Annotated in this window: 26 protein-coding genes; 18 read left to right on the forward strand and 8 right to left on the reverse strand. The window is 61.8% G+C overall.

What is annotated here, in order from left to right; translation table 11 throughout:
• The first annotated feature begins 99 nt into the window (after positions 1–99).
• The 3 genes from HFO71_RS20085 to HFO71_RS20095 all read left to right on the forward strand — a co-directional run bounded on the left by HFO71_RS20085 (position 100) and on the right by HFO71_RS20095 (position 1775).
• Positions 100–651, forward strand: coding sequence for an RBBP9/YdeN family alpha/beta hydrolase (locus HFO71_RS20085; RefSeq protein ID WP_131640036.1), 552 nt, complete (start codon positions 100–102; stop codon positions 649–651).
• Between the two features lie 243 nt (positions 652–894).
• Positions 895–1104, forward strand: coding sequence for a KTSC domain-containing protein (locus HFO71_RS20090; RefSeq protein ID WP_221988352.1), 210 nt, complete (start codon positions 895–897; stop codon positions 1102–1104).
• 431 nt (positions 1105–1535) lie between these two features.
• Positions 1536–1775 (forward strand): CrpP-related protein, encoded by a 240-nt coding sequence (locus HFO71_RS20095; RefSeq protein WP_131640038.1) that lies wholly within the window; start codon positions 1536–1538, stop codon positions 1773–1775.
• On the opposite strand, the gene pncB is transcribed toward HFO71_RS20095, so the two are convergent.
• From pncB to HFO71_RS20130, 7 genes are all read right to left on the reverse strand, one after another.
• The gene (gene pncB / locus HFO71_RS20100) at positions 1757–3061 is read right to left on the reverse strand and encodes a nicotinate phosphoribosyltransferase (protein ID WP_003544452.1); all 1305 of its coding nucleotides are present in this window, start codon (positions 3059–3061) and stop codon (positions 1757–1759) included. The two genes, HFO71_RS20095 and pncB, sit on opposite strands and share 19 nt — an antisense overlap.
• Positions 3062–3248: 187 nt before the next feature.
• Positions 3249–3596 (reverse strand): hypothetical protein, encoded by a 348-nt coding sequence (locus tag HFO71_RS20105; protein ID WP_170269400.1) that lies wholly within the window; start codon positions 3594–3596, stop codon positions 3249–3251.
• Between the two features lie 88 nt (positions 3597–3684).
• A complete protein-coding gene (locus tag HFO71_RS20110; protein ID WP_221988354.1) occupies positions 3685–4644 on the reverse strand; it encodes a 2-hydroxyacid dehydrogenase in 960 nt (319 codons plus the stop codon).
• Between the two features lie 9 nt (positions 4645–4653).
• Positions 4654–6291 (reverse strand): ABC transporter ATP-binding protein, encoded by a 1638-nt coding sequence (locus HFO71_RS20115; protein ID WP_027669147.1) that lies wholly within the window; start codon positions 6289–6291, stop codon positions 4654–4656.
• Complete coding sequence (locus HFO71_RS20120; protein WP_221988356.1) at positions 6288–7436, reverse strand: ABC transporter permease; 1149 nt, start codon at positions 7434–7436, stop codon at positions 6288–6290. Before HFO71_RS20120 ends, HFO71_RS20115 begins: the two co-directional genes overlap by 4 nt.
• On the reverse strand, positions 7436–8524 hold the full coding sequence (locus HFO71_RS20125; RefSeq protein WP_017962784.1) for a microcin C ABC transporter permease YejB: 1089 nt from the start codon (positions 8522–8524) through the stop codon (positions 7436–7438). Before HFO71_RS20125 ends, HFO71_RS20120 begins: the two co-directional genes overlap by 1 nt.
• Before the next feature lie 150 nt (positions 8525–8674).
• Positions 8675–10507 (reverse strand): extracellular solute-binding protein, encoded by a 1833-nt coding sequence (locus HFO71_RS20130; RefSeq protein WP_221988358.1) that lies wholly within the window; start codon positions 10505–10507, stop codon positions 8675–8677.
• 262 nt (positions 10508–10769) lie between these two features.
• On the opposite strand from HFO71_RS20130, the gene mepA reads away from it, so the two are divergent.
• The 6 genes from mepA to HFO71_RS20160 all read left to right on the forward strand — a co-directional run bounded on the left by mepA (position 10770) and on the right by HFO71_RS20160 (position 16785).
• Complete coding sequence (mepA, locus tag HFO71_RS20135) at positions 10770–11843, forward strand: penicillin-insensitive murein endopeptidase (protein WP_221988359.1); 1074 nt, start codon at positions 10770–10772, stop codon at positions 11841–11843.
• Between the two features lie 86 nt (positions 11844–11929).
• Positions 11930–12310 (forward strand): methylglyoxal synthase, encoded by a 381-nt coding sequence (locus tag HFO71_RS20140; RefSeq protein ID WP_131640044.1) that lies wholly within the window; start codon positions 11930–11932, stop codon positions 12308–12310.
• A gap of 17 nt (positions 12311–12327) precedes the next feature.
• Entirely contained in the window at positions 12328–13353 is a 1026-nt protein-coding gene (locus tag HFO71_RS20145) for a glucokinase (RefSeq protein WP_221988361.1), read from the forward strand.
• Between the two features lie 147 nt (positions 13354–13500).
• A complete protein-coding gene (locus HFO71_RS20150) occupies positions 13501–15288 on the forward strand; it encodes an ABC transporter ATP-binding protein (protein WP_017962779.1) in 1788 nt (595 codons plus the stop codon).
• A 15-nt stretch (positions 15289–15303) separates the two neighbouring features.
• The gene (gene dapB, locus HFO71_RS20155) at positions 15304–16128 is read left to right on the forward strand and encodes a 4-hydroxy-tetrahydrodipicolinate reductase (protein ID WP_221988363.1); all 825 of its coding nucleotides are present in this window, start codon (positions 15304–15306) and stop codon (positions 16126–16128) included.
• A 21-nt stretch (positions 16129–16149) separates the two neighbouring features.
• Complete coding sequence (locus HFO71_RS20160) at positions 16150–16785, forward strand: 2,3-bisphosphoglycerate-dependent phosphoglycerate mutase (protein WP_168330634.1); 636 nt, start codon at positions 16150–16152, stop codon at positions 16783–16785.
• A gap of 39 nt (positions 16786–16824) precedes the next feature.
• Here the strand turns inward: HFO71_RS20160 and phnF are convergent, their stop codons facing one another.
• Positions 16825–17562: a phosphonate metabolism transcriptional regulator PhnF gene (phnF, locus tag HFO71_RS20165; protein WP_132611028.1), complete on the reverse strand. Its 738-nt coding sequence runs from the start codon at positions 17560–17562 to the stop codon at positions 16825–16827.
• Positions 17563–17785: 223 nt separating this feature from the next.
• On the opposite strand from phnF, the gene phnG reads away from it, so the two are divergent.
• The 9 genes from phnG (at position 17786) to phnD (ending at position 24924) form a co-directional block, all read left to right on the forward strand.
• Complete coding sequence (gene phnG / locus HFO71_RS20170; RefSeq protein ID WP_221988365.1) at positions 17786–18262, forward strand: phosphonate C-P lyase system protein PhnG; 477 nt, start codon at positions 17786–17788, stop codon at positions 18260–18262.
• Positions 18262–18870: a phosphonate C-P lyase system protein PhnH gene (gene phnH, locus HFO71_RS20175; RefSeq protein WP_221988367.1), complete on the forward strand. Its 609-nt coding sequence runs from the start codon at positions 18262–18264 to the stop codon at positions 18868–18870. Before phnG ends, phnH begins: the two co-directional genes overlap by 1 nt.
• A 4-nt stretch (positions 18871–18874) precedes the next feature.
• A complete protein-coding gene (locus tag HFO71_RS20180) occupies positions 18875–19981 on the forward strand; it encodes a carbon-phosphorus lyase complex subunit (RefSeq protein ID WP_221988369.1) in 1107 nt (368 codons plus the stop codon).
• Positions 19978–20853 carry an alpha-D-ribose 1-methylphosphonate 5-phosphate C-P-lyase PhnJ gene (locus tag HFO71_RS20185; RefSeq protein ID WP_210066709.1) on the forward strand — a complete coding sequence of 292 codons (876 nt, stop codon included), beginning with the start codon at positions 19978–19980 and terminating at the stop codon, positions 20851–20853. Before HFO71_RS20180 ends, HFO71_RS20185 begins: the two co-directional genes overlap by 4 nt.
• Positions 20850–21626, forward strand: a complete 777-nt coding sequence (gene phnK, locus HFO71_RS20190; RefSeq protein WP_221988371.1) for a phosphonate C-P lyase system protein PhnK — start codon at positions 20850–20852, stop codon at positions 21624–21626. Before HFO71_RS20185 ends, phnK begins: the two co-directional genes overlap by 4 nt.
• A gap of 30 nt (positions 21627–21656) precedes the next feature.
• Positions 21657–22364: a phosphonate C-P lyase system protein PhnL gene (gene phnL, locus HFO71_RS20195; protein ID WP_221988373.1), complete on the forward strand. Its 708-nt coding sequence runs from the start codon at positions 21657–21659 to the stop codon at positions 22362–22364.
• Positions 22361–22978: a DapH/DapD/GlmU-related protein gene (locus HFO71_RS20200; RefSeq protein WP_221988375.1), complete on the forward strand. Its 618-nt coding sequence runs from the start codon at positions 22361–22363 to the stop codon at positions 22976–22978. Before phnL ends, HFO71_RS20200 begins: the two co-directional genes overlap by 4 nt.
• A 119-nt stretch (positions 22979–23097) precedes the next feature.
• Entirely contained in the window at positions 23098–23940 is an 843-nt protein-coding gene (phnC, locus tag HFO71_RS20205) for a phosphonate ABC transporter ATP-binding protein (RefSeq protein WP_131640053.1), read from the forward strand.
• 72 nt (positions 23941–24012) lie between these two features.
• Positions 24013–24924 carry a phosphonate ABC transporter substrate-binding protein gene (gene phnD, locus HFO71_RS20210; protein ID WP_131662148.1) on the forward strand — a complete coding sequence of 304 codons (912 nt, stop codon included), beginning with the start codon at positions 24013–24015 and terminating at the stop codon, positions 24922–24924.
• The last annotated feature ends 54 nt before the right edge of the window (positions 24925–24978 follow it).

The raw sequence follows: 24978 nt of genomic DNA on the forward strand, positions 1-24978 counted from the left end.
TGAAATCATCGGAGAGGGGCGTGGTTTTCCGATGATCATTCATTCCGAAGCAAATGAAAATGCATCATTTTCACCTGCGCGAACATCAGAGGAAAAGACATGAAGGACATCATCATTTTGCCGGGAATTGGCGGTTCGGGCGAGACTCATTGGCAAACACGTTGGGAAAGGTCGAACCCGGATATGCGGCGTTTCCAACCGGCTAGTTGGGAAAAGCCCGACTTGGCGGACTGGATTTCAACTCTGGAACGCACCGTCGCCGCATCGGCGACCCCTCCCCTGCTGGTCGCCCATAGCCTTGCCTGTCTGCTGGTTGCTCATTGGCAGCAGGTTTCTTCGCTTGCCGTTGCCGGAGCATTTCTTGTGGCGGTTCCAGATCCGCAATCCGATTCATTTCCTGAGGAGGCGGCCGGATTCGCAAATCCGCCATCGCAAAAGATACGCTTCCCCACTCTGATTATCGCAAGCGCCGATGATCCCTTCGGCACGCTCGACCATGCCCATGCGCGAGCGGATCTGTGGGGCAGCGGTCTTGTCGCGATCGGTCCTTTCGGCCATATCAACGGGCAAAGCGGCCCTGATGACTGGATCCCAGGAAAGGCCTTGCTGACGGCCTTCTCTGCCGGATTGGCGAAATCTGATCGGGCTTGATCTTATTTCGAGTTCCCGACCAAATAGCGGAAACAGGCCTTTGCTGTGGCGGACGCGTGCGAGACGGAGCAACGAAATGCCCCGCTCGCAAGCGTACGTTCGAGGCTCTCGAACCCGTCGCTCCGATGACGCTACGAGATTTAAAACGTCGAAAGATTCCTGAATTTTTTACCATGCGGCTTCACCGCGTCTTTGCACGTTTGGGTTTACCGTCTGCCAAACTAAAAAACAGAGGTAAAACAGGTGGTAGAACTTTCGGTCAAGTCGAAGATCATCAAATCCGTCTATTTCAGCCAGGAAGACGGACGGCTCAGGATTTGTTTCAAGAATGGCGAGGAACGTCTGTTCGAAGGCGTTCCCTCCTCGGAAGCGCATGCGATGACGGTGGCGCCGTCTCCCGGCCATTATTATCTCGACCGGATCAGAACCCGGTTTCGCAGATTGGCAGCCTGAAAACCCGAGCGGATACCACCGCTCGCATTGCGGGACTGTGCGAGATCGGGACGAGGCCGGTGGATATTAACCGGCTGTTAGCCCTTAATATCATCGGGGTTGGATCGCCGCTGTCGGAAAGCGGCAACGTGTCGGCGCTGCCGCCTGTTGAAGATCGGCCAGCCGGGAGGCTCGGCGGCGGACCCCAGCCAGGAAGCCGAGCCTCCCCGTCACCGGTGATCGGTGTCCGTGATGGCGAAGCGCATGAGCGGCTCTCGGACGTCCCTATGCTCCGCTTGTCTGATTGAGATGACGCCGGGCCGGTTGCGACCTGATCATCCCCGGGCTAGCGAATTGGGGCTAATCCTGTGAAAAACCCGAATTGTCGTATCCGGACTCGACAACGCTTTATTAGAATGATTGCATAAATCGGAATAAAGACGGGAGTAATGATGTTCGAGAATCTGCTTGAGATGCAGGAGCGTGGCGCACGGGACCGTGCGCGTGGCCGCAGTCTGGCCGACAATCCGATGTCGAAGCCGGATATCCTACCGATTGCCGATTTCCAGGAATGGTACTCGATGTTCGACGCCTGGCGCTTCGGTTGGTCGATCGAGGATGCGATGGCGGGGCACATCAATATGCCCCTGGATGGCGGCACATTGGCCCAGACCTACACCAGAACGGTCTGATCGATCCTGTCCTCGGCGCCGAAGAATTTCAGGTAGCGTTCGACCTCGGCCGGGTCGCCGGTCGCCTTCTGCGGGTTGTCGGAGAGCTTCACCGCCGGACGGCCGTTGGCGTCGCTGACCTTGCAGACGACGGAGATCGGGTTGAGGCCGGAGATCTCGATCGGCGCGCAGCCGGAAAAATCGTTCGTCAGGTTCGTGCCCCAGCCGAAGCTCATGCGCACGCGGCCTTCGAAATGCCGGTAGGTATCGATGATGGCGTCGACATCGAGACCGTCGGAGAAGATCAGCAGCTTCTGGCGCGGATCGCGGCCCATCTTCTTCCACCAGTCGATAATCTTCTCGCCGCCTTCGATCGGCGGGGCACTGTCCGGGCGGAAGCCGGTCCAGTCGGCGACCCATTCCGGTGCGTCGCGCAGGAAAGCAGCGGTACCGAAGGCATCCGGCAGGACGATCAGAAGGTTGCCGCCATAGAGCTTGTTCCAGTCGCGCAGGATCTTGTAAGGCGCGTTGCGCAACTGCTCGTCGGTTTCGGCCAGGGCGGCAGCCACCATCGGCAGCTCGTGCGCATTGGTGCCGACGGCCTCGAGATCGGAATCCATAGCCAGCAATACGTTGCTGGTACCGGCAAAGGCCGGGCCGATGCCTTCCTTCAGCGCCTCGACGCACCAGCGCTGCCAGAGGAAACTGTGGCGGCGGCGAGTGCCGAAATCGGAGATACGCAGGCCCGGCAATTCCTTCAGCCGTTCGACCTTCGACCACATCTTCGCCTTGGCGCGAGCATAGAGCACATCGAGGGTGAATGGACCGAGCGCCTTCATCGCCGAGCGCGAGCGCAGCTCGTTGACGATGGCGAGCGCCGGGATTTCCCACATGGTGGTTTCCTTCCACGATCCGTGGAAATCCAGCACATACTGGCCGTCCTTCTTCGACAGCTCGTATTCGGGAAGCTGGAAATTGGAAAGCCAGGCAAGGAATTCCGGTTCGAAGATCTGCGCGCGACCATAGAAGCTGTTACCTGCAAGCCAGATCATTTCCTTCTTGGAAAGCCTCAGCGTGCGGGCATGATCGAGCTGTTCGCGCAGCTCGCCTTCGTCGAGCTCCTCGGCCAGACGCACCCGTTTGGTGCGGTTGATGAGGGTGAACGAAGCATTCACGTCTGGATAAAGCTTCCAGATCATCTGCAGCATCAAAAGCTTGTAGAAGTCGGTATCGATCAGGCTGCGGATGATCGGATCGAGTTTCCAGGCATGATTGTAGACGCGTCTTGCGATATCGGTCCTGGCCATCAAACTCCCGCCCCTGTCCACTCCGGTCAGGTGCTGCCAAATTCCCGGGTACTGCCAAGTTCCCAGCCGGCGCACAAAACCGGCTCGTGCGCCTTCTTATCGAAAAATCGGCGACTAAAGTCCAGACAAAACAATGAACGTCCCGCCGCAGTGTCGCGACGGGACGTGAACATGGTTTTGCTCACGATTATTGGGCCGGAGTTGCAGGCGCCACATTCGGAGCGGCCGGCGTGGTGTTCGGCGTTTCAGTTGGAACGGCAGTACCGTTCTGTGGCGTCGGCGCGGGAGCCGGAGCAGGCTGCTGCGACTGAAGCTGCTGACCCGGCTGTTGCGGTGCCACTTCGTCTGCCTCGCGATTACCCCAGATTTCGACCGGGATCCAAACCACGAAAGCAAGCACCAACGCGACGATCAGCACCGTCAGGATGCGATAACCCATGCGTCCCTGCCTTGCCTTCACCGGCGGGATCTGCTCTTCCTTGTGAAGCTTGCCGTCCGACTTTTCCCAGCGTGTTTCCGTCTGATGGGCCATCATCGTCTCCTTCCGCTGTCTTGACGGGCCGATCCGGCCGCGAAGAATTTCCGCTAAGGAAACGGGTGGCTGTCTGGAAGGTTCCGAAACCTCAATAGCCGGCGGCGCGGTCGACCACGAATTGCAGCGGCTCGCCGCGCTCGAAGCGGGCGATCTGCGTCTCGACATGACGGAACAGCGCGTTTTCTTCAGAGACGGCCGCGTCGTGCGGCGTGATGAAGACGTTCTGCAATTCCCACAACGGGTTGTCTGATGCAAGCGGCTCCGCCTCAAAGACATCGAGGGAAGCGCCGCCGAGGGTGCCGTCACGGATGGCGGACACGATATCGGCCTCGACCTGGCTTTTACCGCGGCCGGCATTGATGAAGACCGGCTTCCCAAGCGCGCAGTTGCGGCGCAGCCTCGCAAACAGCCCGGCGTCATAAAAGCCTGATGTTTCAGGCGTCAGCGGCAGCAGGCCGACGAGGATGTCGGTCCTTGCGAGGAAATTATCCAACTCGCTGGCATCGAAGGTTTCGGCGCCGGCGATCTGCTTACGGCTGCGCGACCAGCCGATGACGTTGAAACCCATCACTCTCAGCTTGGCGACCGCATCTTGCCCGAGAATGCCGAGACCCATGACGCCGACCGTCACTTCTGCCGCCTCCGGCGCGATCAGTTTGGCCCATTCACGCTGTCGCTGGTGGCTGTCATGGGCGTATTGCCCGCGCAGATGCATCAGGCATTGCATGACCACCCACTCGCTCATGCGGGTCGTCAGGCTGCGGTCGACGAAGCGCACAATCGGGATCTCAGGCAGGCCGTCCAAGCCGATGATATGGTCGACGCCAGCGCCTCCCGAGAAGATCGCCTTGAGGTTCGGCGCCCGCGCGAAAAGGTCGGCATCCGGTTTCCAGAGAAGCGCGTATTCGACCGCGCGGAGATCGCGTGTCCGATTGGCCGGATCGGCGAGATTGATGCTGCCGCGGTCGGCAAAGGCAGTCTTCAGCACGCGGGCGACGCCTTCGGGGTTGAACTTGATATCGACGAGAACGGGAGGAGTTGCGGGCATGATCTTCTTTTATTGCTGTACGGCGGGTGTCGGCACCGCCTCGATGTTGAAAGCGGCGGCCATCAGCGCCCTTGTGTAATCATCCTTCGGCGCGCGGAAGATTTCCGCCGACGGTCCCTGCTCCACTACCTTGCCGAAACGCATGACGATGACGTCGTTGGCGAGCGCCTTCACTACCTTCAGGTCGTGGCTGATGAAGAGATAGGCGAGATCGTGCTTCTTCTGCAGATCGCGCAGGAGATCGACCACCTGGGCCTGCACGCTCATGTCGAGCGCGGAGGTCGGCTCGTCAAGCATGACGAAGCGTGGCTTCAGCACCATGGCCCGGGCAATGGCGATGCGCTGGCGCTGGCCGCCGGAGAATTCGTGCGGGTAACGCCAGCGGGTCAGGGGATCGAGACCCACCTCCTCCAGCGCCCAGCAGACGCGCTGATCGCGTTCTTCTGATGTCAGCGAGCGCTCATGCACCTTCAGCCCTTCGGCGACGATATCGCCGACCGACATGCGGGGGCTGAGCGATCCATAGGGATCCTGAAAGACGACCTGCAGCTGGTTGCGCAGCGGCCGCATCTCGCTGAATGAATAGCCGGCTATATCCTTGCCGACAAAGGCAATTCGCCCTTGCGAGGAGATCAGCCGTGTGAGCGCCAGGCCGAGCGTGGTCTTGCCGGAACCGGATTCGCCGACGACGCCGAGGGTCTGGCCGGCGCGCAGCGAAAGATCGATGCCATCGACGGCCTTCACGTGATCGACAACGCGGCGCATCAGCCCCGCTTTGATCGGGAACCAGACGCGGATATCCGAACCTTCCATCACCAATGGTTTCGACGGATCGGCAAGCGGCGGCTCGCCGCGCGGTTCGGAAGCGAGAAGGTGGCGGGTATAGTCGTGCTTGGGATTGGCGAAGACCTCCGCGACCGTCCCGGTTTCGACGATCTTGCCCTTGGTCATGACGCAGACCCGATCGGCGAATTTGCGGACGATGCCGAGATCATGGGTGATGAACAGCAGCGACATGCCGTGGACGGCCTTCAACTGCCGGAGCAATTCGAGGATCTGCGCCTGCACGGTGACGTCAAGCGCCGTGGTGGGCTCGTCGGCGATCAGTAATTCTGGCCGGTTGGCGAGCGCCATGGCGATCATGACGCGCTGGCGCTGGCCACCTGACAGTTCGTGCGGATAGGCCTTCAACCGCTTTTCCGGTTCGCGGATGCCGACCTGGTTCAGCAATTCCAGCACGCGCTCACGCGCCGGCTGGCCGGTAAGGCCCTGGTGCAGGGCTAGGATCTCGGCGATCTGCTTCTCGATCGTATGAAGCGGATTGAGCGAGGTCATCGGCTCCTGGAAGATCATGGTGATGTCGTTGCCGCGCACTTCCCGCAGCGCCCGCTCCGACGCCTTCAGAAGGTCCTTGCCCTTGAAGAGGATTTCGCCGGAGGGATGGCTTGCGGAGGGATAGGGCAAAAGCCGCAGGATCGAATTGGCCGAGACCGATTTGCCGGAGCCGGATTCGCCGACGAGCGCAACGACCTCGCCTTTGGCGATATCGAAAGAAATGTGATCAACGGCAAGCGAGGTTTCGCCGCCCTGATGAAAGGCAACAGAGAGATCGCGGACGGAAAGCAACGGTTCTGTCATGTCACTCATTGAAACGTCTTCCTCGGATCGAAGGCATCGCGCACGGCTTCGCCGATGAAAATCAGCAGGGAAAGCATGATCGACATGGTGAAGAAGGCCGTCAGCCCGAGCCACGGCGCCTGCAGATTGGTCTTGCCCTGAGCGATCATCTCACCGAGCGAGGGGGAGCCTGGCGGCATGCCGAAGCCGAGGAAATCGAGCGAGGTCAGCGTCGTGATCGAGCCGGACAGGATGAAGGGCAGGAAGGTCAGCGTCGCGACCATGGCGTTCGGCAGCATGTGCCGCCACATGATGGTGCGGTTGTTGACGCCGAGCGCGCGGGCGGCGCGGACATATTCGAAATTGCGGGCGCGCAGGAATTCGGCGCGCACGATGCCGACGAAACCGACCCAGGAAAAGAGCAGCATGATGCCGAGCAGCACGAAGAAGCCTGGCGGCAGAATGGCGGCGATGATCAGCAGGATGTAAAGCACCGGCATCGACGACCAGATTTCGATGAGACGCTGCAGCAGGAGGTCGGTCCAGCCGCCGAAATAGCCCTGCACCGCACCTGCCGTGACGCCGATGATCGCCGAGCAGATGGTGAGCGCCAGGCCAAAGAGCACCGATATGCGGAAACCATAGATGACGCGGGCGAGCACGTCTCGAGCCTGGTCATCGGTGCCGAGCCAGTTGAGATTGCCGAGGGTGCAGACGGGATCGTTCATCCCTTGCGGATAGCCGGCGCAGCGCTCCTCCTTCGTCATCAGCCAGAACGGGGCGGTGGGCGCCGAATGCGGAATGTTCGAATTGACCGAGCGGTAGGAATAACGGATCGGCGGCCAGATCATCCAGCCATTGGCGTTGATCTCGTCGGCAATGACGGAGGAGCGGTAGTCGGTTTCTGCGAGGAAGCCGCCGAACTTCTCCTCGGGATAGTCGATCAGCACGGGAAACAGGATTTCGCCCTTGTAGGAGGCGATGACAGGGCGGTCGTTGGCAAGGAATTCTGCAAACAGGCTTAGCCCGAACAGCAGCAGGAACAGCCACAGCGACCAGTAGCCGCGGCCGTTCGCCCGGAAATTCTTCCAGCGACGGATGTTGGTCGGCGACAGCAGCCCCTTGCGCGGCGGCTTGACGGGGGTTGCAGTGACAGGATTTGCGGCGGCGTCCATCAGACATCCCTCCGCTCGAAATCGATGCGCGGATCGATCCAGGTGTAGATCAGGTCCGAAATCAAGCTGACGAACAGACCGAGCAGCGAGAAGATGTAGAGTGTGGCGAAGACGATCGGATAATCCCGGTTGACCACAGAGAGATAGCCGAGACGGCCGAGGCCATCGAGCGAGAAGATATTTTCGATCAGCAGCGATCCGGTGAAGAAGGCGGAGATGAAGGCACCGGGGAAGCCGGCGATGATGATCAGCATGGCATTGCGGAAAATATGGCCGTAAAGCACCTGCCGCTCATTCAGACCCTTGGCGCGGGCGGTGACGACATACTGCTTCTTGATTTCCTCGATGAAGGAATTCTTGGTCAGCAAGGTTGTCGTCGCGAAGGCTGCAAGCGAAAGCGAGATCAGCGGCAGGGTGAGGTGCCAGAAATAATCGAGTGGCTTCTGCCACCAGGCGAGCTGATCGAAATTGTCGGAAACCAGGCCGCGCAGCGGAAACCAGTCGTAGAAGGAGCCGCCGGCGAAAAGCACGATCAGCAGAATGCCAAAGAGGAAGCTCGGCACTGCGTAGCCGACGACGATGACACCCGAGGTCCAGACGTCGAAGGTCGATCCGTCCTTGACCGCCTTGCGAATGCCGAGCGGGATGGAGATCGCATAGGAGAAGATCAGGATCCAGATGCCGAGCGAGATCGACACCGGCAGCTTCTCCTTGATGAGGTCGAGCACGGAGGTGTTGCGGAAGAAACTCTCGCCGAAATCGAAGCGGATGTAATTCCACATCATCTCGCCGAAACGCGTCAGCGGCGGCTTGTCGAAGCCGAACTGTTTTTCGAGCTTGGCGATCAGTTCCGGATCGAGCCCCTGGGCGCCGCGATATCTGGAGCCTTCGTCCCCTCCTCCGTCACCCATCAGGTCACCGCCCCCGGACAGGCGCTGATCGGCGCCATCGGCCTGGCCGGTCAATTGGGCGATCACCTGCTCGACCGGGCCACCCGGTGCGAATTGAATGACGATGAAGGAAATCGCCATGATGCCGACGATGGTCGGGATCATCAGAAGCAGGCGGCGAATGACATAGGCGCCCATCAGCCTTCAGCCTCCGGAAATCTTCTTCTTGTCTGCCTGCTGTCCAGTCCGATGCTGCTCAATCCGCCAGCCTTCCCTTGCCGGCCGTACCGGCTTGTCGTGATTCGCTTGCCCCATTTGGAGCCGAGGCCGCCTTCAATGCAAGCCTGCTCATTTCGCCGAGGTCGACCACCACGCATCCGGGAAGCCCAGGCTATAGGCCGGGAATTCGGCAGGATGAGTGATCGTATTCCAATAGACGATGTTCTGGGTACCGCGGTAGAACAGCGGGATGACGTAATGGTTTGCAAGCAGTACCCTGTCCATCGCCTTGATCGCCGCGACCTGTTCATCGCGGTTCGGCGCGAAGATGATCATGCGGATGAGCTCATCGACAGCCGGATTGGCGATGCCTGCGAAATTTTGAGACCCCTGCTGATTGACCGAACCGGAGCCCCAATAGTCGGACTGTTCGTTGCCAGGGTTCATCGTCTGCGCCCAGACATTCCAGATCATGTCGTAATCGAAGCTGCGTTCGCGATTGACGGCCTGCGAGGCGTCAACCGTCCGCACGCGCGCATCTATGCCGATTTTCTTGAGATTGCTGGCATAGGGCACCGCCCAGCGCTCCAGCATGGGGCTCGACAACAGGATCTCGAAACTCATTGGCTGGCCAGTCTTGGTATTGACCATGCGATTGTCCTTGAGCTCCCACCCCGCTTCCTTCAGAAGCGCAATCGCCTTGCGGAGATTGTCGCGGCTTTTCTGCGGGTCGCCGCCGACGGGATTGGCATAGGGCGTGGTGAAGATTTCTGCCGGAACCTTATCCTTCATGCCCTGCAGAATTTCCAGTTCTCTACCTTGTGGAAGGCCGGACGAGGCGAGTTCGGTATTCCAGAAATAACTGTCGATGCGTTTGTAACTGTTAAAGGCAACCGTTCGGTTCAGCTCCTCAAAATCCAGTCCATAGTTCAGCGCCTCGCGGACCTTGGTGTCCTTGAAGAGGTCACGTCGCATGTTGGGCACGAGAGCCTGCATGATGGCGGTGGCGCGCAGCGGGTTTGCAACCTCCTCTTTCTTGACACGTCCTTCCTTCACCGCGGGGAAATCATATCCCGTCGCCCAGCGGGCAGCCGTGGTTTCCTGCCAGTAGTCGCTATTGCCGGCGCGAAAGGCTTCGAACTCGACGTCCCGATCACCAAAATAGGTGTAGATGACATTGCGGAAATTGTTCTGGCCGACATTCACATTGAGGTCCTTGCCCCAATAGTCATCGCGCAATTCGTAGCGGATCGTCGCGCCGGGGGAGAAGGAAGCAATCTTGTAAGGTCCCGAACCCATCACGGGCTCCAGCGTCGTCTTTGAGATATCGCGTGGCTTGCCGTCTGGTCCCTGCCCCTCCCACCAATGTTTCGGCACGACCACCAACTGACCGAGAATATTCGGGAGCTCTCGGTTGTTCTTCTCGTCGAAGGTGAAGGTGACGTCGCGATCGCCGGTCTTTTCGGCTTTCACCACGTGGCGGTAATAGTTCGCCGTGAGGGGATTTAATTCCTTGGTCTTATCCAGGCTGAAGATGACATCCTCGGGCGTGACCGGCTGACCATCTGCCCATTTTGCCTCCTTACGCAGGCGGAAGGTCGTGCTCGAGACATCTGCGGGGAAGGACAGCCCTTCGGCGAGCAAGCCGTAGGAGACAAGCAGCTCGTCATCTGCCGCCTTCATCAAGGTGTCGTATACGAGCGTCAGGCCTACTCCCACCTGGCCTTTGGCAAGTACCGGGTTGAAGGTGTCGAAGGCCCCGCTCGCGGAGAGGCGCAGGTCTCCACCCTTCGGGGCATTAGGGTTCACATAGTCGAAATGAGTAAAGCCCGGCTTGTACTTCATCTCGCTGATGACCGAGCTTCCGATCTGAAACGGCTGGCCCTCAGCCAATGCCGTCCGCGGCGCCAGAGCACCCGCAAGCGATAGAAACAGACCGATTTTCGACCACAAAGCCGCCATTCCCATTTCCCCTGAATATTGATGGATACGACAATACGAGAAATAGGGGCGAAAAACAGGAGAGAGTCTGGTTTTTGCCGGGCTCGCGATATTTTGAGCCGCCAGCTCCTGTCAAAGATCAGCTCCTGTCAATGCCTGAGGCGCTGCGGCATTCCGTCACCGCCCCCTCCTGCGCCCGTCCGGCAAATCATCGATTCACCAAAATCGCTTTTCAGGATAGATTCGAGTGCAAATCACTTCGACATCGAATTAAGGGAACAGCATGGCTTTCGGCTTCGCCCAGGCTTTCAGGACATTAGGCACACTGGCGCTCGCCGGCGCGATCGGCGCAGGCCTTGCCGTTGGCGACGTCGGCGCTGAACAGAAGACGCCGAGCCCGGGCAGCGCCAAGGGGCAGTTCGGCGCCGTCGGCCTGCCGACGCAGGGGCCGGCACAGCCGATCGGCTTTTACGCAAAGGGCTGCATGACGGGTGCGGTGGCGCTGCCGACCGACGGGCCGACCTGGCAGGCGATGCGGCTTTCGCGCAATCGCCGCTGGGGCAATCCGGCCATGATCGCGCTCTTGGAGCGGTTTTCGCAGGATGGGGTCAAATATGCCGGCTGGCCGGGCATCCTTGTCGGCGATATCGCGCAACCACGCGGCGGGCCGATGCTCAACGGCCATTCCTCGCACCAGATTGGCCTCGACGCCGACATCTGGTTTACGCCGATGCCCACGCGCCGCATGACGGCCGAGGAGCGCCAGGATCTGCCCTTCACCACCATGCTGCAGAAGGGCAAGTTCCTGACCGTCGACCCCAAGGTGTGGACGCAATCGCACGCGCGGCTGCTGATGCTGGCGGCAAGCTATCCCGAGGTGGAGCGTATCTTCGTCAATCCGGCGATCAAGAAGAAGATGTGCGACACCTGGGCCGGCGACCGCACCAACCTTGGTAAACTCCGGCCGATATACGGCCATGACTCGCATTTCCACATCCGCATCAAATGCCCGCCGGGCGCTGCCGGTTGCACGCCGCAAGCTCCTGTCCCCGCCGGCGACGGCTGCGATAAGTCGCTCGCTTATTGGTTCACGCCGGCGCCTTGGGCGCCGAAACCGCCCAAGCCCGGCGCCAAGCCGCCCAAGCCGCCGCGTGAGATGATGGTCACCGATCTGCCCAACGCTTGCGCCGCCGCGCTCAACGCCGCTTCCGTCGCTTCGATGCAGGCCGCCACCTATGGCGGAGCCTCCGCCGCAAGCGCGCTCGCCGCCGCTCCGGCAGCCGCGTCGGCTGACGGCACCGATGGCGCGTTGCCGGATGTCGGCCCTGTTCCGAACGACAAGCCGGCGATCCAATGAAGGGGCGGATGCTCTGTCTTTCAAATCGCAAATTCTTGGTATACAGCGGTCAAATCGATTGAATTGTTGGGGCGGAGATTCACTTCATGGCCGGCGGAAAATGCCTTGCGCTGATCGCGCATGACCAGAAGAAGGACGACATGGCGGCGTTCGCCCGCGCCAACCAGGATCTTCTCTCGCGCTGGAAGATCGTCGCCACCGGCACGACCGGCGGGCGGGTGCTCGACGCCGCTCCCGATCTTGACGTCGTCAGGCTGAAAAGCGGCCCGCTCGGCGGCGACCAGCAGATCGGCGCGCTGATTTCGACCGGCGAGGTCGACGCCCTGATATTTTTCGTCGACCCTTTGACGCCGATGCCGCACGATGTCGACGTGAAGGCGCTGATGCGGCTGGCGATCGTCTATGATATTCCGATGGCGCTCAACCACGCGACCGCTGTAAAACTTCTTCCCACACTCGAAGCCTGATCAGCACGGAACCGGCCATGCCAAAACCGAACAACAGCACCGCTCCGCTGCCTTTCCCGATCCTGATCGGCGATATCGGCGGCACGAATGCCCGCTTCTCCATCCTGGCCGATGCCTATGCCGAGCCGAAGCAGTTTCCGAACGTGCGCACGGCGGATTTCGCCACGATAGACGAAGCGATCCAGCAAGGCGTGCTCGACAAGACTGTCGTGCAGCCGCGCTCGGCGATCCTCGCCGTCGCCGGCCCGATCAACGACGACGAGATCCCGCTGACCAATTGCGACTGGGTGGTGCGGCCGAAGACGATGATCGAGGGCCTCGGCATGGAGGATGTGCTCGTCGTCAACGATTTCGAGGCGCAGGCGCTGGCAATCGCCGCGCTTTCGGATGAAAACCGCGAATGCATCGGCGACGCCACCGGCGACATGATCGCCTCCCGCGTCGTGCTCGGACCGGGCACCGGCCTCGGCGTCGGCGGGCTCGTGCATGCCCAGCACAGCTGGATCCCGGTTCCCGGCGAAGGCGGCCATGTCGATCTCGGGCCGCGCAGCAAGCGCGACTATGAAATCTTCCCGCATATCGAGACGATCGAAGGCCGCGTTTCGGCCGAACAGATTCTCTGCGGCCGCGGCCTCGTCAACCTCTATCATGCCATCTGCGTGGTCGACGGCGTCGAGCCGACGATGAAGGATCCAGCCGATATTACCTCGCACGCGCTTGCCGGCAGCGACAAGGCGGCGGTAGAGACCGTCTCGCTGTTTGCCACCTATCTCGGCCGCGTGGCGGGCGACATGGCGATGGTGTTCATGGCGCGCGGCGGCGTCTATCTCTCAGGCGGCATTTCGCAGAAAATCATCCCGGCACTGAAGAGACCGGAATTCCGCATCGCCTTCGAGGACAAGGCGCCGCATACGGCGCTGCTTCGCACCATCCCGACCTATGTGGTGACGCACCCGCTGGCGGCGCTTGCCGGGCTTTCCTCCTATGCGCGCATGCCGGCGAATTTCGGCGTCTCGACGGAAGGCCGCCGCTGGCGGCGCTAAGCTCGGCATGCAAGGCAATAGAGCGTTCTTGGCGCGTCCCATCCGGACGCGCGGCGCTCTAGCCAAACCGGTCCCAACTCTTTATAGACCCCGGCAAAAGTGCGTGTCGCCCTCGCGGGGCGCTTGGCCCGAGACAGGAAACCCTATTTGGAAGCGGCGGAAAGCAGAACGCAGAGCGTCAGCAGCGATACCGTAACCGGCATCCTGAAGCGCATCATCGCTGAAAACGGCCGCGACCATCTGTGGGGCTATGTCTTTGCGATCGCCTGCCTCATCGTGGTGGCGCTTTCGACGGCGTTTACCGCCTGGATCATGCGGGCAATCATCGACGAGGCCTTCGCCAATCGGCGCGCCGACGTCGTCTGGATCATCTGTCTTTCAATCTTCATCGCCTTCGTGCTGCGCGGTTTTGCGAGCTATGGCCAGGCGGTGGCGCTTTCCAGGGTCGGCAACGATATCGTCGCCCGTTACCAGCGCCGGCTCTATGCGCATCTGATGACGCTTTCGGTCGGCTTCTTCAGCGAGGCGCGCTCGGCCCATATCGCCGCGCAGGTGAGTCAGAATGTCAGCGGCATCCGCGACGTGCTCAACCTGACGATCACCTCGACGGTGCGCGACCTGCTGACCTTCGTTTCGCTGCTCGCCGTGATGATCATCCAGGATCCGCTGCTCAGCCTTGCCGTGTTCATCATGGCGCCGCCGCTGCTTTATGCATTGCGCTATGTTTCCAAGCGGCTGCGCTCGGCGACCCGCGAGGCCGTGCATCTGAACAGCCATGTTCTCGGCGCCATGCAGGAGACGATCCAGGGCATCGCCATCGTGAAAGCCTTCACGATGGAAGAAGAACTGGAACGCAAGGTCAACAAGCTCATCAAGGGCGCCGAAAGCCGGGCGAACCGGATTGCCCGGCTTTCCGAACGCACCTCTCCGCTGACGGAAAGCTTCGCAGGTTTTGCCGTCGCCAGCGTGCTTGCCTATGCCGCCTACCGCTCGATCTACTTCAATGTGCCGCCGGGCGCCTTCTTCTCCTTCGTCACGGCGCTGCTGCTTGCCTATGACCCGGCCCGCCGGCTTGCCCGCCTGCAGGTTCAGATGGAGCGTGCCGTCGTCAATGCGCGGATGATCTATGAACTGCTCGACATGGAACCGCGCCAACGGGACCTGCCGGATGCCCGGCCGCTGACGGTGACGCAGGCAAGGATCGAATTCCGCAATGTTTCCTTCGCCTACGGCAATGAGAGCGTGCTCAGCGGCGTCAGCTTCACCGCCGAGGGCGGCGCGACCACAGCGCTGGTCGGTCCCTCCGGCGCCGGCAAGTCCACCGTCATCAGCCTCATTCCGCGCTTCTACGATCCGCGCGAGGGCGAAATCCTGATCGACGGACAGGACATCGCCCACATCACCAAGAAGTCGCTGCGTCAGCAGCTCGCCTATGTCTCGCAGCAGCCCTATCTGTTCGAGGGCACGATCCGCGACAATATACGCTATGGCCGGCCGGAAGCGACCGATGCCGAGGTGGAGGAGGCCGCCCGGCTTGCCTATGCGCATGACTTCATCTCGGCACAGCCGCAGGGTTACGAGACGCCGGTCGGCGAAAACGGCGTGACGCTTTCGGGCGGCCAGCGCCAGCGGCTGTCGATTGCCCGCGCCCTGGTGCGCAATGCGCCGATCCTGCTTCTCGACGAGGCGACCTCGGCCCTCGACACCGAATCCGAGGCGGCCGTGCAGAAAGCGCTTGACGAAGCGATGAGCGGACGCACCGTCGTCGTCATCGCCCACCGGCTTTCGACCGTGGTGCGCGCCGACAAGATCGTCGTCATGCAGCAGGGCCGTGTCGTCGAGGAAGGCAATCACGAGACGCTTGCGAAGGTCAGCGACGGTCTTTACGCTCGCCTCAACAACCTGCAGAGGCCTTCAGCCTCCGATTCAAACTGACCTGGTGAGACTGAGATGAGCGATGCTGCGATGAAACTGGTGGTGGTTGGCGCAGCCGGACGCATGGGGCAGACGCTGATCCGGCTCATCCATTCCATCGAAGCTGTCACGCTGCATGCCGCGGTCGAGCGCGCTGGCTCGCCCTTCGTCGGCAAGGATGCCGGCGAGATCGCCGGTCTCGGCCCGACCGGTGTCGTTATCGGCGACGATCCGCTCAACGCTTTTCTCGATGCCGAAGGCGTGCTCGACTTCACCTCGCCTGCCGCAACGGTGGAATTTTCAGGCCTTGCCGCACAGGCGCGCATCGTCCATGTCGTCGGCACGACCGGCTGTTCGGACGATGACAATGCCAGGATCGCCGCGGCGGCCCGCCATGCGCGCATCGTCAAGTCGGGCAATATGAGCCTCGGGGTCAATCTGCTCGGCGTGCTCGCGGAACAGGCAGCGCGTGCGCTTGATCCTATCGACTGGGATATCGAGATCCTGGAAATGCACCACAAGCACAAGGTGGACGCGCCTTCCGGCACAGCCCTTCTCCTCGGCGAGGCCGCAGCAAAAGGGCGCGGCATCGATCTTGCCTCGCAATCGGTCCGGGTGCGTGACGGCTATACGGGCGCCCGCGAGGCGGGCACGATCGGCTTTGCGACGCTGCGCGGCGGCTCCGTCATCGGCGAACATTCCGTGCTTTTTGCCGGAGAAGGCGAAATCGTCACCCTGTCGCACAGTGCGGCCGACCGCTCGATCTTTGCGCGCGGCGCCATCAAGGCGGCCCTTTGGGCGCGCGACAAGAAGCCGGGTCTCTATTCCATGCTCGACGTGCTCGGGCTTTCTTCCTCATAACGATACTACGGAGGCATATTCATGAGCGGTACCCTCGTCCTCGTTCGCCACGGCCAGAGTGACTGGAACCTGAAGAATCTCTTCACCGGCTGGAAGGATCCCGATCTGACGGAACTCGGCATCCAGGAAGCCAATACGGGCGGTGCGGCGCTCGCCGAATACGGGATCAAATTCGACGTCGCCTATACCTCGGTGCTGGTGCGTGCGCAGCACACGCTGAAGCTCATCCTCGACAAGGTCGGCCAGCCCGATCTCCTGACGATCCGCGACCAGGCGCTGAACGAGCGCGACTACGGCGATCTCTCCGGTCTCAACAAGGACGACGCGCGCGCCAAATGGGGCGAGGAACAGGTGCATATCTGGCGCCGCTCCTATGACGTGCCGCCTCCCGGCGGTGAAAGCCTGCGTGACACCGGCGCCCGGGTCTGGCCCTACTACCTCACGGAGATCCTGCCGCGCGTGCTCAGGGGCGAGAAGGTGCTGGTTGCCGCGCACGGCAATTCGCTGCGCTCGCTTGTCATGGTGCTCGACAAGCTGAGCAAAGAAGGTGTGCTCGCCCTCAACCTCGCGACCGGCGTGCCGATGGTCTACACGCTGAAGGCGGATTCCACCGTCGCGTCCAAGGAAGTGCTCGGCGACATGTCGGGCGCACATTGATCTCAGCTGATCTTTCCCCGCTTCGGCGGGGAAAGGCGCTCAGTTCTCGATGGTGAACTGTACCCGGTCGGCCGCGAAGCGGCTGATCGAATATTGCACCGGCACACCCTCAAGATCGGTATTCATCGCCTTGGCGATCAGCAGGATTGCGCCGGGGGTGAGTTCGAGGTCGGCCATATCGGCCGCACTCGCATGGGCGGCGGTCACTTCGGTGGTCGCGCGGACATAATCCGGTAGGCCGAGTTCGGCGAAAGCCTTGGTGATCGATTCGTGTCTGCGGTAGGCTTCGCCAATCCCGGCAAAACGTTCGGCGGGAAACCAGCTCGTCGCCTTTGAAACCGGCCGCCTGTCGGCATGGCGCAATGTTTCCAGCCGGATCACCTGTTCTCCCTGCTTCAGGCCCAGCCAGCCGGCGATCTCGGCACTCGCCTCCTCCTTCGCCTCATCGAGCAGAAGGCCGCGCATCTCACGCGCCTGATCGCCAATGCCGGCGGTAAAGCGCGTGCGCCTGGTGATTGGGAAATTCAGCCGCTCCTTGCGCTCGATCAGCGTGCCGCGACCTTGAACCGCACGGACGATCCCTTCCTGCGCCAGTGCCGCCAGCGCACTGCGCACCGTATGTCGGTTGACGCCGAATTGCAGCGCCAGGACCGTTTCCGGCGGCACCATGCCCGTTTCGTCATAGGCTCCGGTGCTGATCGCCTCGCGAATCCGATCGGCGATCTGGCGCCAGAGCGCCACGCCGGTTTGCCTTTGCACCTGCTTCAATCCCGCCATTCCGCCCCTGCCGTCCATTTAATTCCTTCTGCATAATTCGCTCCATCAATCGACTTCGATTTATGGAGCGAATTATGCAGGAATTCCGAGTGCTACAGCGTCCTTTGCGCGTCTGAAGACGCGCGGCGCTGTAGAATGTCACACGCTTGTCACGACATCGATTTAGAGCTAAGTGTATCTTGTATGGTTGTCTATATCAATAGACATTTTAGGGGAGGCGGCGATGATATCAGCGGACAGGACAGACGCTGCGTCACAGACGGCATCCGGGCGCAAACGCGCCGCCGATCTGCTGGCGCTGGCGGAACGCGGCGAACTCTTGGCGGTCTTTGATGCATTGCCGGAAAAGCCCGTTGCCCATCCGGTGCGCGGACCGGAAACCGGGCTGGTGATGGTGCGCGGACGCATCGGCGGCGGCGGCGCTCCCTTCAATCTCGGAGAAGTGACCGTGACGCGGGCGACGGTGCGGCTCGACTCGGGCGTGGTCGGCCATGCCCAGGCGCTCGGCACCGACCGTGAAAAAGCCAGGCTTGCGGCGATCTTCGACGCGCTCTGGCAGGAGGAAGCGACGAAGGGTTTCGTCGAACAGGCCCTGCTTTTACCGATCACTGAGCGGATCGCCGAAGCCGAACGCCGCAAGGCGGACGAGACGGCGGCAACCCGCGTCGATTTCTTCACCATGGTGCGGGGAGATAACTGATGGGCCTGAAGACAGAAGCTCTGACCGGCGGTTTTGCCGAGCCGGTCTTCCATGCCCAGAGCGGCTTCAAGATGCTGATGGACGGCATGGCCCGCCCCGGCACGATCCAGACCGTTCAGCCGGATGTCGCTCCGCCGGTCCCGCTCGGCATCGCCGCCGGTACGATCGCGTTGACGCTTTGCGACCACGACACGCCCGTCTGGCTTTCCCAGGGACTGGCGAGATCCGCCGTGCCGGAGTGGCTCGGCTTCCATACCGGCGCGCCGTTGACCACCGAAAAGGCCGAAGCGCGCTTTGCCTTCACCGAGGCCGGCACCGCGCTTTCCTCCTTCGGCCTCTTTGCATCCGGCACGCAGGAATATCCCGACCGCTCGACGACCCTCATCATCGAGCTCGCCGAACTCGAGGGTGGCCGCCGGCTGGCGCTGATGGGTCCGGGCATCCAGAGCGTGACGGAGATCGCGCCAATCGGCCTGCCGGAGACCTTCATGCGGCTCTGGACCGAGAACCGCGCACTCTTTCCGCGCGGCGTCGACATCGTGCTGACGGCGGGCAAGCGTTTCCTCTGCCTGCCGCGCACCACCAAGATCACAGCAACGGAGATCTGAGCTGATGTATGTTGCCGTCAAGGGTGGCGAGGCCGCCATCGCCAATGCCCATCGCCTGCTCGCCGACCGCCGCCGCGGCGACCGTTCGCTGCCGGCGATCGGCATCGAACAGATCGTGGCGCAGCTGGCACTCGCCGTCGACCGCGTTATGGCCGAAGCCTCGCTTTTCGACCGCACGCTCGCAGCCCTTGCCATCCGCCAATCGCGCGGCGACATGATCGAGGCGATTTTCCTGCTGCGCGCCTACCGCACGACGCTGCCGCGTTTCGGCTATTCAAAGCCGCTCGACACGGCTGACATGACGATCGAACGCCGCATCTCGGCGACCTACAAGGATCTGCCGGGCGGCCAGCTTCTTGGGCCCACCTTCGACTATACCCACCGCCTGCTCGATCCCTCGCTGCTTTCGGACGAGGCGGTCGAGACGCCCGCTCAGCGCGCCGCCGAGACCGGCCGCGTCATGCGCGTCTCCGAAATCCTCGGCGAAGAAGGCCTGATCGAGGCTGACGGCGACATGCCGGAAGATCATAAGATCGGCGACCTGACCCGCGAGCCGATGGAATTCCCGATGACCCGGGATCTCCGCCTGCAGGCGCTTGCCCGCGGCGACGAGGGCTTCCTGCTGGCGCTCGGTTATTCTACCCAGCGCGGCTATGGCCGCAATCACCCCTTCACCGGTGAAATCCGCATCGGCGACGTCGAGGTGGAATTCGACGTGCCGGAACTCGGTTTTGCCGTCTCGCTCGGCACCATCCAGATCACCGAATGCCAGATGGTCAACCAGTTCAAGGGTTCGGCCAAGGCGCCGCCGCAATTTACCCGCGGCTACGGCCTCGTCTTCGGCCAGAGTGAGCGCAAGGCGATGGCGATGTCGCTGGTCGACCGGGCGCTTCGCGCCGAAGAGCTCGGCGAGGATATTACCGCGCCGGCACAGGACGAGGAATTCGTCATCTCGCACTCCGACAACGTCCAGGCGACGGGCTTCGTCGAGCACCTGAAGCTTCCGCATTATGTGGACTTCCAGGCCGAACTCGATCTCGTCCGCCGCATGCGCCGCGAATTCGAAGCCGCCCGCAACGGTGGCGAAGACATGAAGGAAGCCGCCGAATGACCGATCTGGCCAGCTACAACTTCGCCTATCTCGACGAACAGACCAAGCGGATGATCCGCCGCGCCATCCTGAAGGCGATCGCCATTCCGGGTTACCAGGTGCCCTTCGCCTCGCGCGAAATGCCGATGCCCTATGGCTGGGGCACCGGCGGCGTGCAGGTGACGGCCTCGATCATCGGACCGGATGACGTGCTGAAGGTCATCGACCAGGGCGCCGACGACACGACCAACGCCGTTTCCATCCGCGCCTTCTTCCAGAAGGTCGCCAATGTCGCGGTGACGACGCATACCAAGGATGCGACGATCATCCAGACGCGCCACCGCATTCCCGAGGAAAAGCTTAGGGTGGGACAGGTGCTCGTCTACCAGGTGCCGATCCCCGAGCCGCTGCGCTTCCTCGAGCCGCGCGAGACCGAAACGCGCAAGATGCATGCGCTCGAAGAATACGGCCTCATGCATGTGAAGCTCTACGAGGACATCGCCCATAACGGCCGTATCTCGCGGACTTACGCCTATCCGGTGAAGGTCCACGGCCGCTATGTCATGGACCCGTCGCCGACGCCGAAATTCGACAATCCGAAGATGCATATGTCGGACGCGCTGCAGCTCTTCGGCGCCGGACGCGAGAAGCGCATTTATGCGGTTCCGCCCTATACCGACGTCGTCAGCCTGGATTTCGAGGACTATCCCTTCGATATCCAGCGCTTCGACAAGCCCTGCGCCCTTTGCGGCGCCGAGGATGTCTATCTCGACGAAGTCGTTCTCGACGACAAGGGCGGGCGCATGTTCGTCTGCTCCGACACCGATCATTGCGAAGACCGCCGCGCACACGGACATGCCGGCGAGATGCTGGCCCGGGAGGCTGCAGAATGAGCGAGACCCCGCTTCTCAAAGTCCATGACGTTTCGAAATTCTACGGCAACCGCATCGGCTGCCGCGACGTCTCCTTCGAACTCTGGCCCGGCGAAGTGCTCGCCATCGTCGGTGAATCCGGCTCCGGCAAGACGACGCTGCTCAACTGCCTCTCCACCCGGCTGCTGCCGAGCACCGGCAGCGTCGAATATCACATGCGCGACGGCAGCTACCGCGACCTCTATCGCATGAACGAGGCCGAGCGGCGTTTCCTAATGCGCACCGACTGGGGCTTCGTGCACCAGAACCCGGCCGACGGCCTGCGCATGACCGTCTCTGCCGGCGCCAATGTCGGCGAACGGCTGATGGCGATCGGCGACCGGCACTATGGCAAGATCCGCGCCTCAGCGATTGACTGGCTCGAACGCGTCGAGATCGACGCCGACCGCATCGACGACCAGCCGCGGGCCTTTTCCGGCGGCATGCGTCAGCGCCTGCAGATCGCCCGCAACCTCGTCACCGGCCCGCGGCTCGTCTTCATGGACGAGCCGACCGGCGGCCTCGACGTCTCGGTGCAGGCGCGCCTGCTCGATCTCGTGCGCGGCCTCGTCAACGATCTCGGTCTCTCGGCCATCATCGTCACCCACGATCTCGCCGTCGCCCGCCTGCTCTCGCACCGGATGATGGTGATGAAGGACGGCTACGTCATTGAACACGGGCTCACCGACCGCGTGCTCGACGACCCGCGCGAACCCTATACGCAGCTGCTCGTCTCCTCGATCCTGCAGGTCTGAACGCACGGCTCGAAACCAAGGAAGAAAAAAATGGCAACGCCCCTCGTCGTTTCCGAAGTCTCGAAGAGCTTCACCATGCATCTGCGCGACGGCATCGAGCTACCTGTCGTCTCCGATGTCGCCTTCTCCGTCGCATCGGGCGAATGCGTCGTGCTCGGTGGCCCATCGGGCATCGGCAAGAGCTCGCTGCTCAAGATGATCTACGGCAATTACGCCGTCGACACCGGCCAGATCCTCATCCGCCACGACGGACGTATCGTCGATCTCGCCTCCACCGATCCGCGCACCGTGCTCAACGTCCGCCGCAATACACTCGGTTATGTCAGCCAGTTCCTGCGCACCGTGCCGCGCGTCGCGGCGATCGACGTGGTTGCCGAACCGCTGGTGGCACGCGGCGAGGACGCCGTCACGGCACGGGAAAAGGCGGGCGCCCTGCTTGCCAGACTCAACCTGCCGGAAACGCTCTGGCAGCTTCCGCCCGCCACCTTCTCCGGCGGCGAGCAGCAACGCGTCAATATCGCGCGCGGCTTCATCACCGAGCACACGATCCTGCTTCTCGACGAGCCCACAGCCTCGCTCGATGCCAGGAACCGTGCCGTCGTCGTCGGCATGATCGCGGAAAAGAAGAAGGCGGGTGTGGCCCTTCTCAGCATCTTCCACGACGAAGAAGTGCGCGAAGCCGTCGCCGACCGCATTCTCGACGTCCAGCAGTTTTCACCCAGAAAGATCGTTGCATGAGCCGCAAGCTGGGCATCGAGCCCTACTTTCACGAAACGGCATCCGTCAGCGATTCCACCTTCGGGCGCTATACCGAGGTTTCCGAACGCTGCCGCATCAGCGAGGCCACCTTCGGCGACTATTCCTACATCATGCAGGACGGCTCCGTCTGGTGTGCGACGATCGGCAAGTTCGTCAATATCGCCGCTGCTGTGCGCATCAACGCCACCAACCATCCGACCTGGCGCGCGACGCTGCATCATTTCACCTATCGCGCCGCCGACTACTGGCCGGACGGCGACATGGAGACGGACTTCTTCGCCTGGCGTCGCGCAAACCGCGTGACGATCGGCAACGATGTCTGGATCGGCCACGGGGCGACCATTCTGCCGGGCGTCAACATCGGCAATGGCGCGGTGATCGGAGCCGGCGCCGTCGTCTCGAAGGACGTCGCGCCCTATACGATCGTCGGCGGCGTGCCGGCAAAGCTCATCCGAGAGCGCTTTCCAAGAGAGGTCGGCGAACGGATGGACAGGCTTTCCTGGTGGGATTGGGAGCATGCCCGACTGCACCAGGCGCTCGAGGATTTTCGCAACCTGAACGCGGAAGATTTCCTATCCCGCTACGGCGGTTAAAACCCCCGATATAGGGGGCGAAGAATTGTGACAGGACTTACACAAATATGACATGCGAGGTTCATCAAGCGGGACTAATGCGATGCTGATCAAGGCATGGATTGCAAGGGAAGAGCATGATGTTCGAGCTGAAGAATGTCACACGTCGTTTCGGAAAAAAGCTCGCTGTCGATTCCGTCACGCTCGCCATTCCCCAAGGCCAGATGGTCGGCATCATCGGCCGCTCCGGCGCCGGCAAGTCGACGCTGCTGCGCATGATCAACCGCCTTCAGGAGCCGAGCTCCGGCTCCGTTCATTTCGCCGGCGTCGAGGTCTCCGGGCTTCGCGGCCAGGCGTTGCGCAACTGGCAGCGCGACTGCGCGATGATCTTCCAGCAGTTCAACCTGGTGCCGCGCCTCGACGTTCTCACCAATGTTATGCTCGGCCGCCTCAACCACCGCTCGACGCTTCTGAGCCTGCTCAACATCTTCACCCGCGAGGAACGCGTGCATGCCATCGCGGCACTCGAACGCCTCGGCATCGAGCAGACGGCGCTGCAGGCAGCCGGCACGCTTTCCGGTGGCCAGCAGCAGCGCGTGGCAATCGCCCGCGCGCTGATGCAGAACCCGAAAATGGTTCTCGCCGACGAGCCGATCGCCTCGCTCGATCCGCTGAATGCCAAGATCGTCATGGATGCGCTACGCGATATCAACGAGCGCGAGGGCATCACCGTCATCACCAACCTTCACACGCTCGATACCGCCCGCAACTATTGTGAGCGCATCGTCGGCATGGCCGGCGGCCGCGTCGTCTTCGACGGCCAGCCCTCGGAGCTGACCGCCGAAGCGGTGAAGGAAATCTACGGGACCGACAAGGATGGCGCCGGCATCGACGAAACGCTGACCTCGACCAGCCTCGAATCCAAGCGGCGCGCCGCGGATCTCTCATCCGGCAGGGTGGCCAAAGCCGCTGCCGTGCACTGACCGTTTCCGGCCGACGGGACAACGGTCGGAAAAATAACTGACAAACAAACCATGTCACAAAAGGAGACTTCCATGTCTGCATTCCGCAAGATCATGATGGCAACCATCGCCGTCGCCGCCCTCGCCGGCAATGCCGCTGCCCAGGACGTCAAGGTCCTCCGCATCGGTCTCGATGGCGGTGAAAACGAAGCCGACCAGGTTCGCCGCACCGAATGCGTCAAGCCCGGCCTGATCGCTGCCACTGGCGTTTCTGAAGTTCAGCTCTTCCCGTCGCCGAACTACAACGGCGTCATCCAGGGTCTCCTTGGTGGCACGATTGACCTCGCCGTCATGGGCGCCGCCTCTTACGCCGCGGTCTATATCAAGGATCCGAACGCCGTCACCCCGGTTCTGACTACCAAGCAGGCAGACGGTTCGACCGGCTACTACTCGATCATGGTTGCCCGCAAGGACTCCGGCATCAAGACGCTTGCCGACGCCAAGGGCAAGAAGCTCGGCTTCGCCGATCCGGACTCTACCTCCGGCTACCTTGTTCCTAACGTTGCCCTTCCGAAGGCCACCGGCGCACCAGTCAAGCAGTACTTCGCTGAAACCGGCTTCGGCGGCGGCCACGAGAATCTCGTTCTCGGCGTTCTCGACAAAAAGTTCGATGTCGGTACCACCTTCGGTTCCGGTCAGGGCGACTGGGCGCAGGGCTACACCTCCGGCAACCTGCACCAGATGGTCACCAAGGGCCTGCTCGACATGGACGATATCGTCGAAGTCTGGAAGTCGCCGCTCATCCCGAACGGTCCGCTGATGGTTTCCCAGAAGCTGCCTGCCGACCTCCAGAAGAAGGTTACCGCCTACTTCGCCGAACTGCCGAAGACAGACAAGAGCTGCTTCGAATCGTTCACGGGCGGCGGCTACGTTGACTGGGCGCCGGTCGACCAGAGCTTCTACCAGACGATCATCGATGCCCGTAAGGCCGTTATCGGCGGCTGATCCTCAAGTCTGAACAGTCTTGCGGCGGCATCATGATGATGCCGCCGTTTTCCA

The sequence above is a fragment of the Rhizobium laguerreae genome (genome assembly GCF_019778565.1).
Taxonomy (GTDB): domain Bacteria; phylum Pseudomonadota; class Alphaproteobacteria; order Rhizobiales; family Rhizobiaceae; genus Rhizobium; species Rhizobium laguerreae.

What these genes read in the sequence shown, in the direction of transcription:
- phnK (WP_221988371.1), top strand. Translation starts at nt 20,850, where the DNA reads ATGAGCGAGACCCCGCTTCTCAAAGTCCATGACGTTTCGAAATTCTAC.
- phnL (WP_221988373.1), top strand. Translation starts at nt 21,657, where the DNA reads ATGGCAACGCCCCTCGTCGTTTCCGAAGTCTCGAAGAGCTTCACCATG.
- HFO71_RS20145 (WP_221988361.1), top strand. Translation starts at nt 12,328, where the DNA reads ATGCCAAAACCGAACAACAGCACCGCTCCGCTGCCTTTCCCGATCCTG.
- HFO71_RS20125 (WP_017962784.1), bottom strand. Translation starts at nt 8,524, where the DNA reads ATGGGCGCCTATGTCATTCGCCGCCTGCTTCTGATGATCCCGACCATC.
- phnD (WP_131662148.1), top strand. Translation starts at nt 24,013, where the DNA reads ATGTCTGCATTCCGCAAGATCATGATGGCAACCATCGCCGTCGCCGCC.
- HFO71_RS20185 (WP_210066709.1), top strand. Translation starts at nt 19,978, where the DNA reads ATGACCGATCTGGCCAGCTACAACTTCGCCTATCTCGACGAACAGACC.
- HFO71_RS20105 (WP_170269400.1), bottom strand. Translation starts at nt 3,596, where the DNA reads ATGATGGCCCATCAGACGGAAACACGCTGGGAAAAGTCGGACGGCAAG.
- dapB (WP_221988363.1), top strand. Translation starts at nt 15,304, where the DNA reads ATGAGCGATGCTGCGATGAAACTGGTGGTGGTTGGCGCAGCCGGACGC.
- HFO71_RS20120 (WP_221988356.1), bottom strand. Translation starts at nt 7,436, where the DNA reads ATGGACGCCGCCGCAAATCCTGTCACTGCAACCCCCGTCAAGCCGCCG.
- phnF (WP_132611028.1), bottom strand. Translation starts at nt 17,562, where the DNA reads ATGGCGGGATTGAAGCAGGTGCAAAGGCAAACCGGCGTGGCGCTCTGG.
- HFO71_RS20200 (WP_221988375.1), top strand. Translation starts at nt 22,361, where the DNA reads ATGAGCCGCAAGCTGGGCATCGAGCCCTACTTTCACGAAACGGCATCC.
- pncB (WP_003544452.1), bottom strand. Translation starts at nt 3,061, where the DNA reads ATGGCCAGGACCGATATCGCAAGACGCGTCTACAATCATGCCTGGAAA.
- phnG (WP_221988365.1), top strand. Translation starts at nt 17,786, where the DNA reads ATGATATCAGCGGACAGGACAGACGCTGCGTCACAGACGGCATCCGGG.
- HFO71_RS20160 (WP_168330634.1), top strand. Translation starts at nt 16,150, where the DNA reads ATGAGCGGTACCCTCGTCCTCGTTCGCCACGGCCAGAGTGACTGGAAC.
- HFO71_RS20115 (WP_027669147.1), bottom strand. Translation starts at nt 6,291, where the DNA reads ATGAGTGACATGACAGAACCGTTGCTTTCCGTCCGCGATCTCTCTGTT.
- HFO71_RS20130 (WP_221988358.1), bottom strand. Translation starts at nt 10,507, where the DNA reads ATGGCGGCTTTGTGGTCGAAAATCGGTCTGTTTCTATCGCTTGCGGGT.
- phnH (WP_221988367.1), top strand. Translation starts at nt 18,262, where the DNA reads ATGGGCCTGAAGACAGAAGCTCTGACCGGCGGTTTTGCCGAGCCGGTC.
- HFO71_RS20180 (WP_221988369.1), top strand. Translation starts at nt 18,875, where the DNA reads ATGTATGTTGCCGTCAAGGGTGGCGAGGCCGCCATCGCCAATGCCCAT.
- phnC (WP_131640053.1), top strand. Translation starts at nt 23,098, where the DNA reads ATGTTCGAGCTGAAGAATGTCACACGTCGTTTCGGAAAAAAGCTCGCT.
- HFO71_RS20095 (WP_131640038.1), top strand. Translation starts at nt 1,536, where the DNA reads ATGTTCGAGAATCTGCTTGAGATGCAGGAGCGTGGCGCACGGGACCGT.
- HFO71_RS20110 (WP_221988354.1), bottom strand. Translation starts at nt 4,644, where the DNA reads ATGCCCGCAACTCCTCCCGTTCTCGTCGATATCAAGTTCAACCCCGAA.
- HFO71_RS20085 (WP_131640036.1), top strand. Translation starts at nt 100, where the DNA reads ATGAAGGACATCATCATTTTGCCGGGAATTGGCGGTTCGGGCGAGACT.
- HFO71_RS20140 (WP_131640044.1), top strand. Translation starts at nt 11,930, where the DNA reads ATGGCCGGCGGAAAATGCCTTGCGCTGATCGCGCATGACCAGAAGAAG.
- mepA (WP_221988359.1), top strand. Translation starts at nt 10,770, where the DNA reads ATGGCTTTCGGCTTCGCCCAGGCTTTCAGGACATTAGGCACACTGGCG.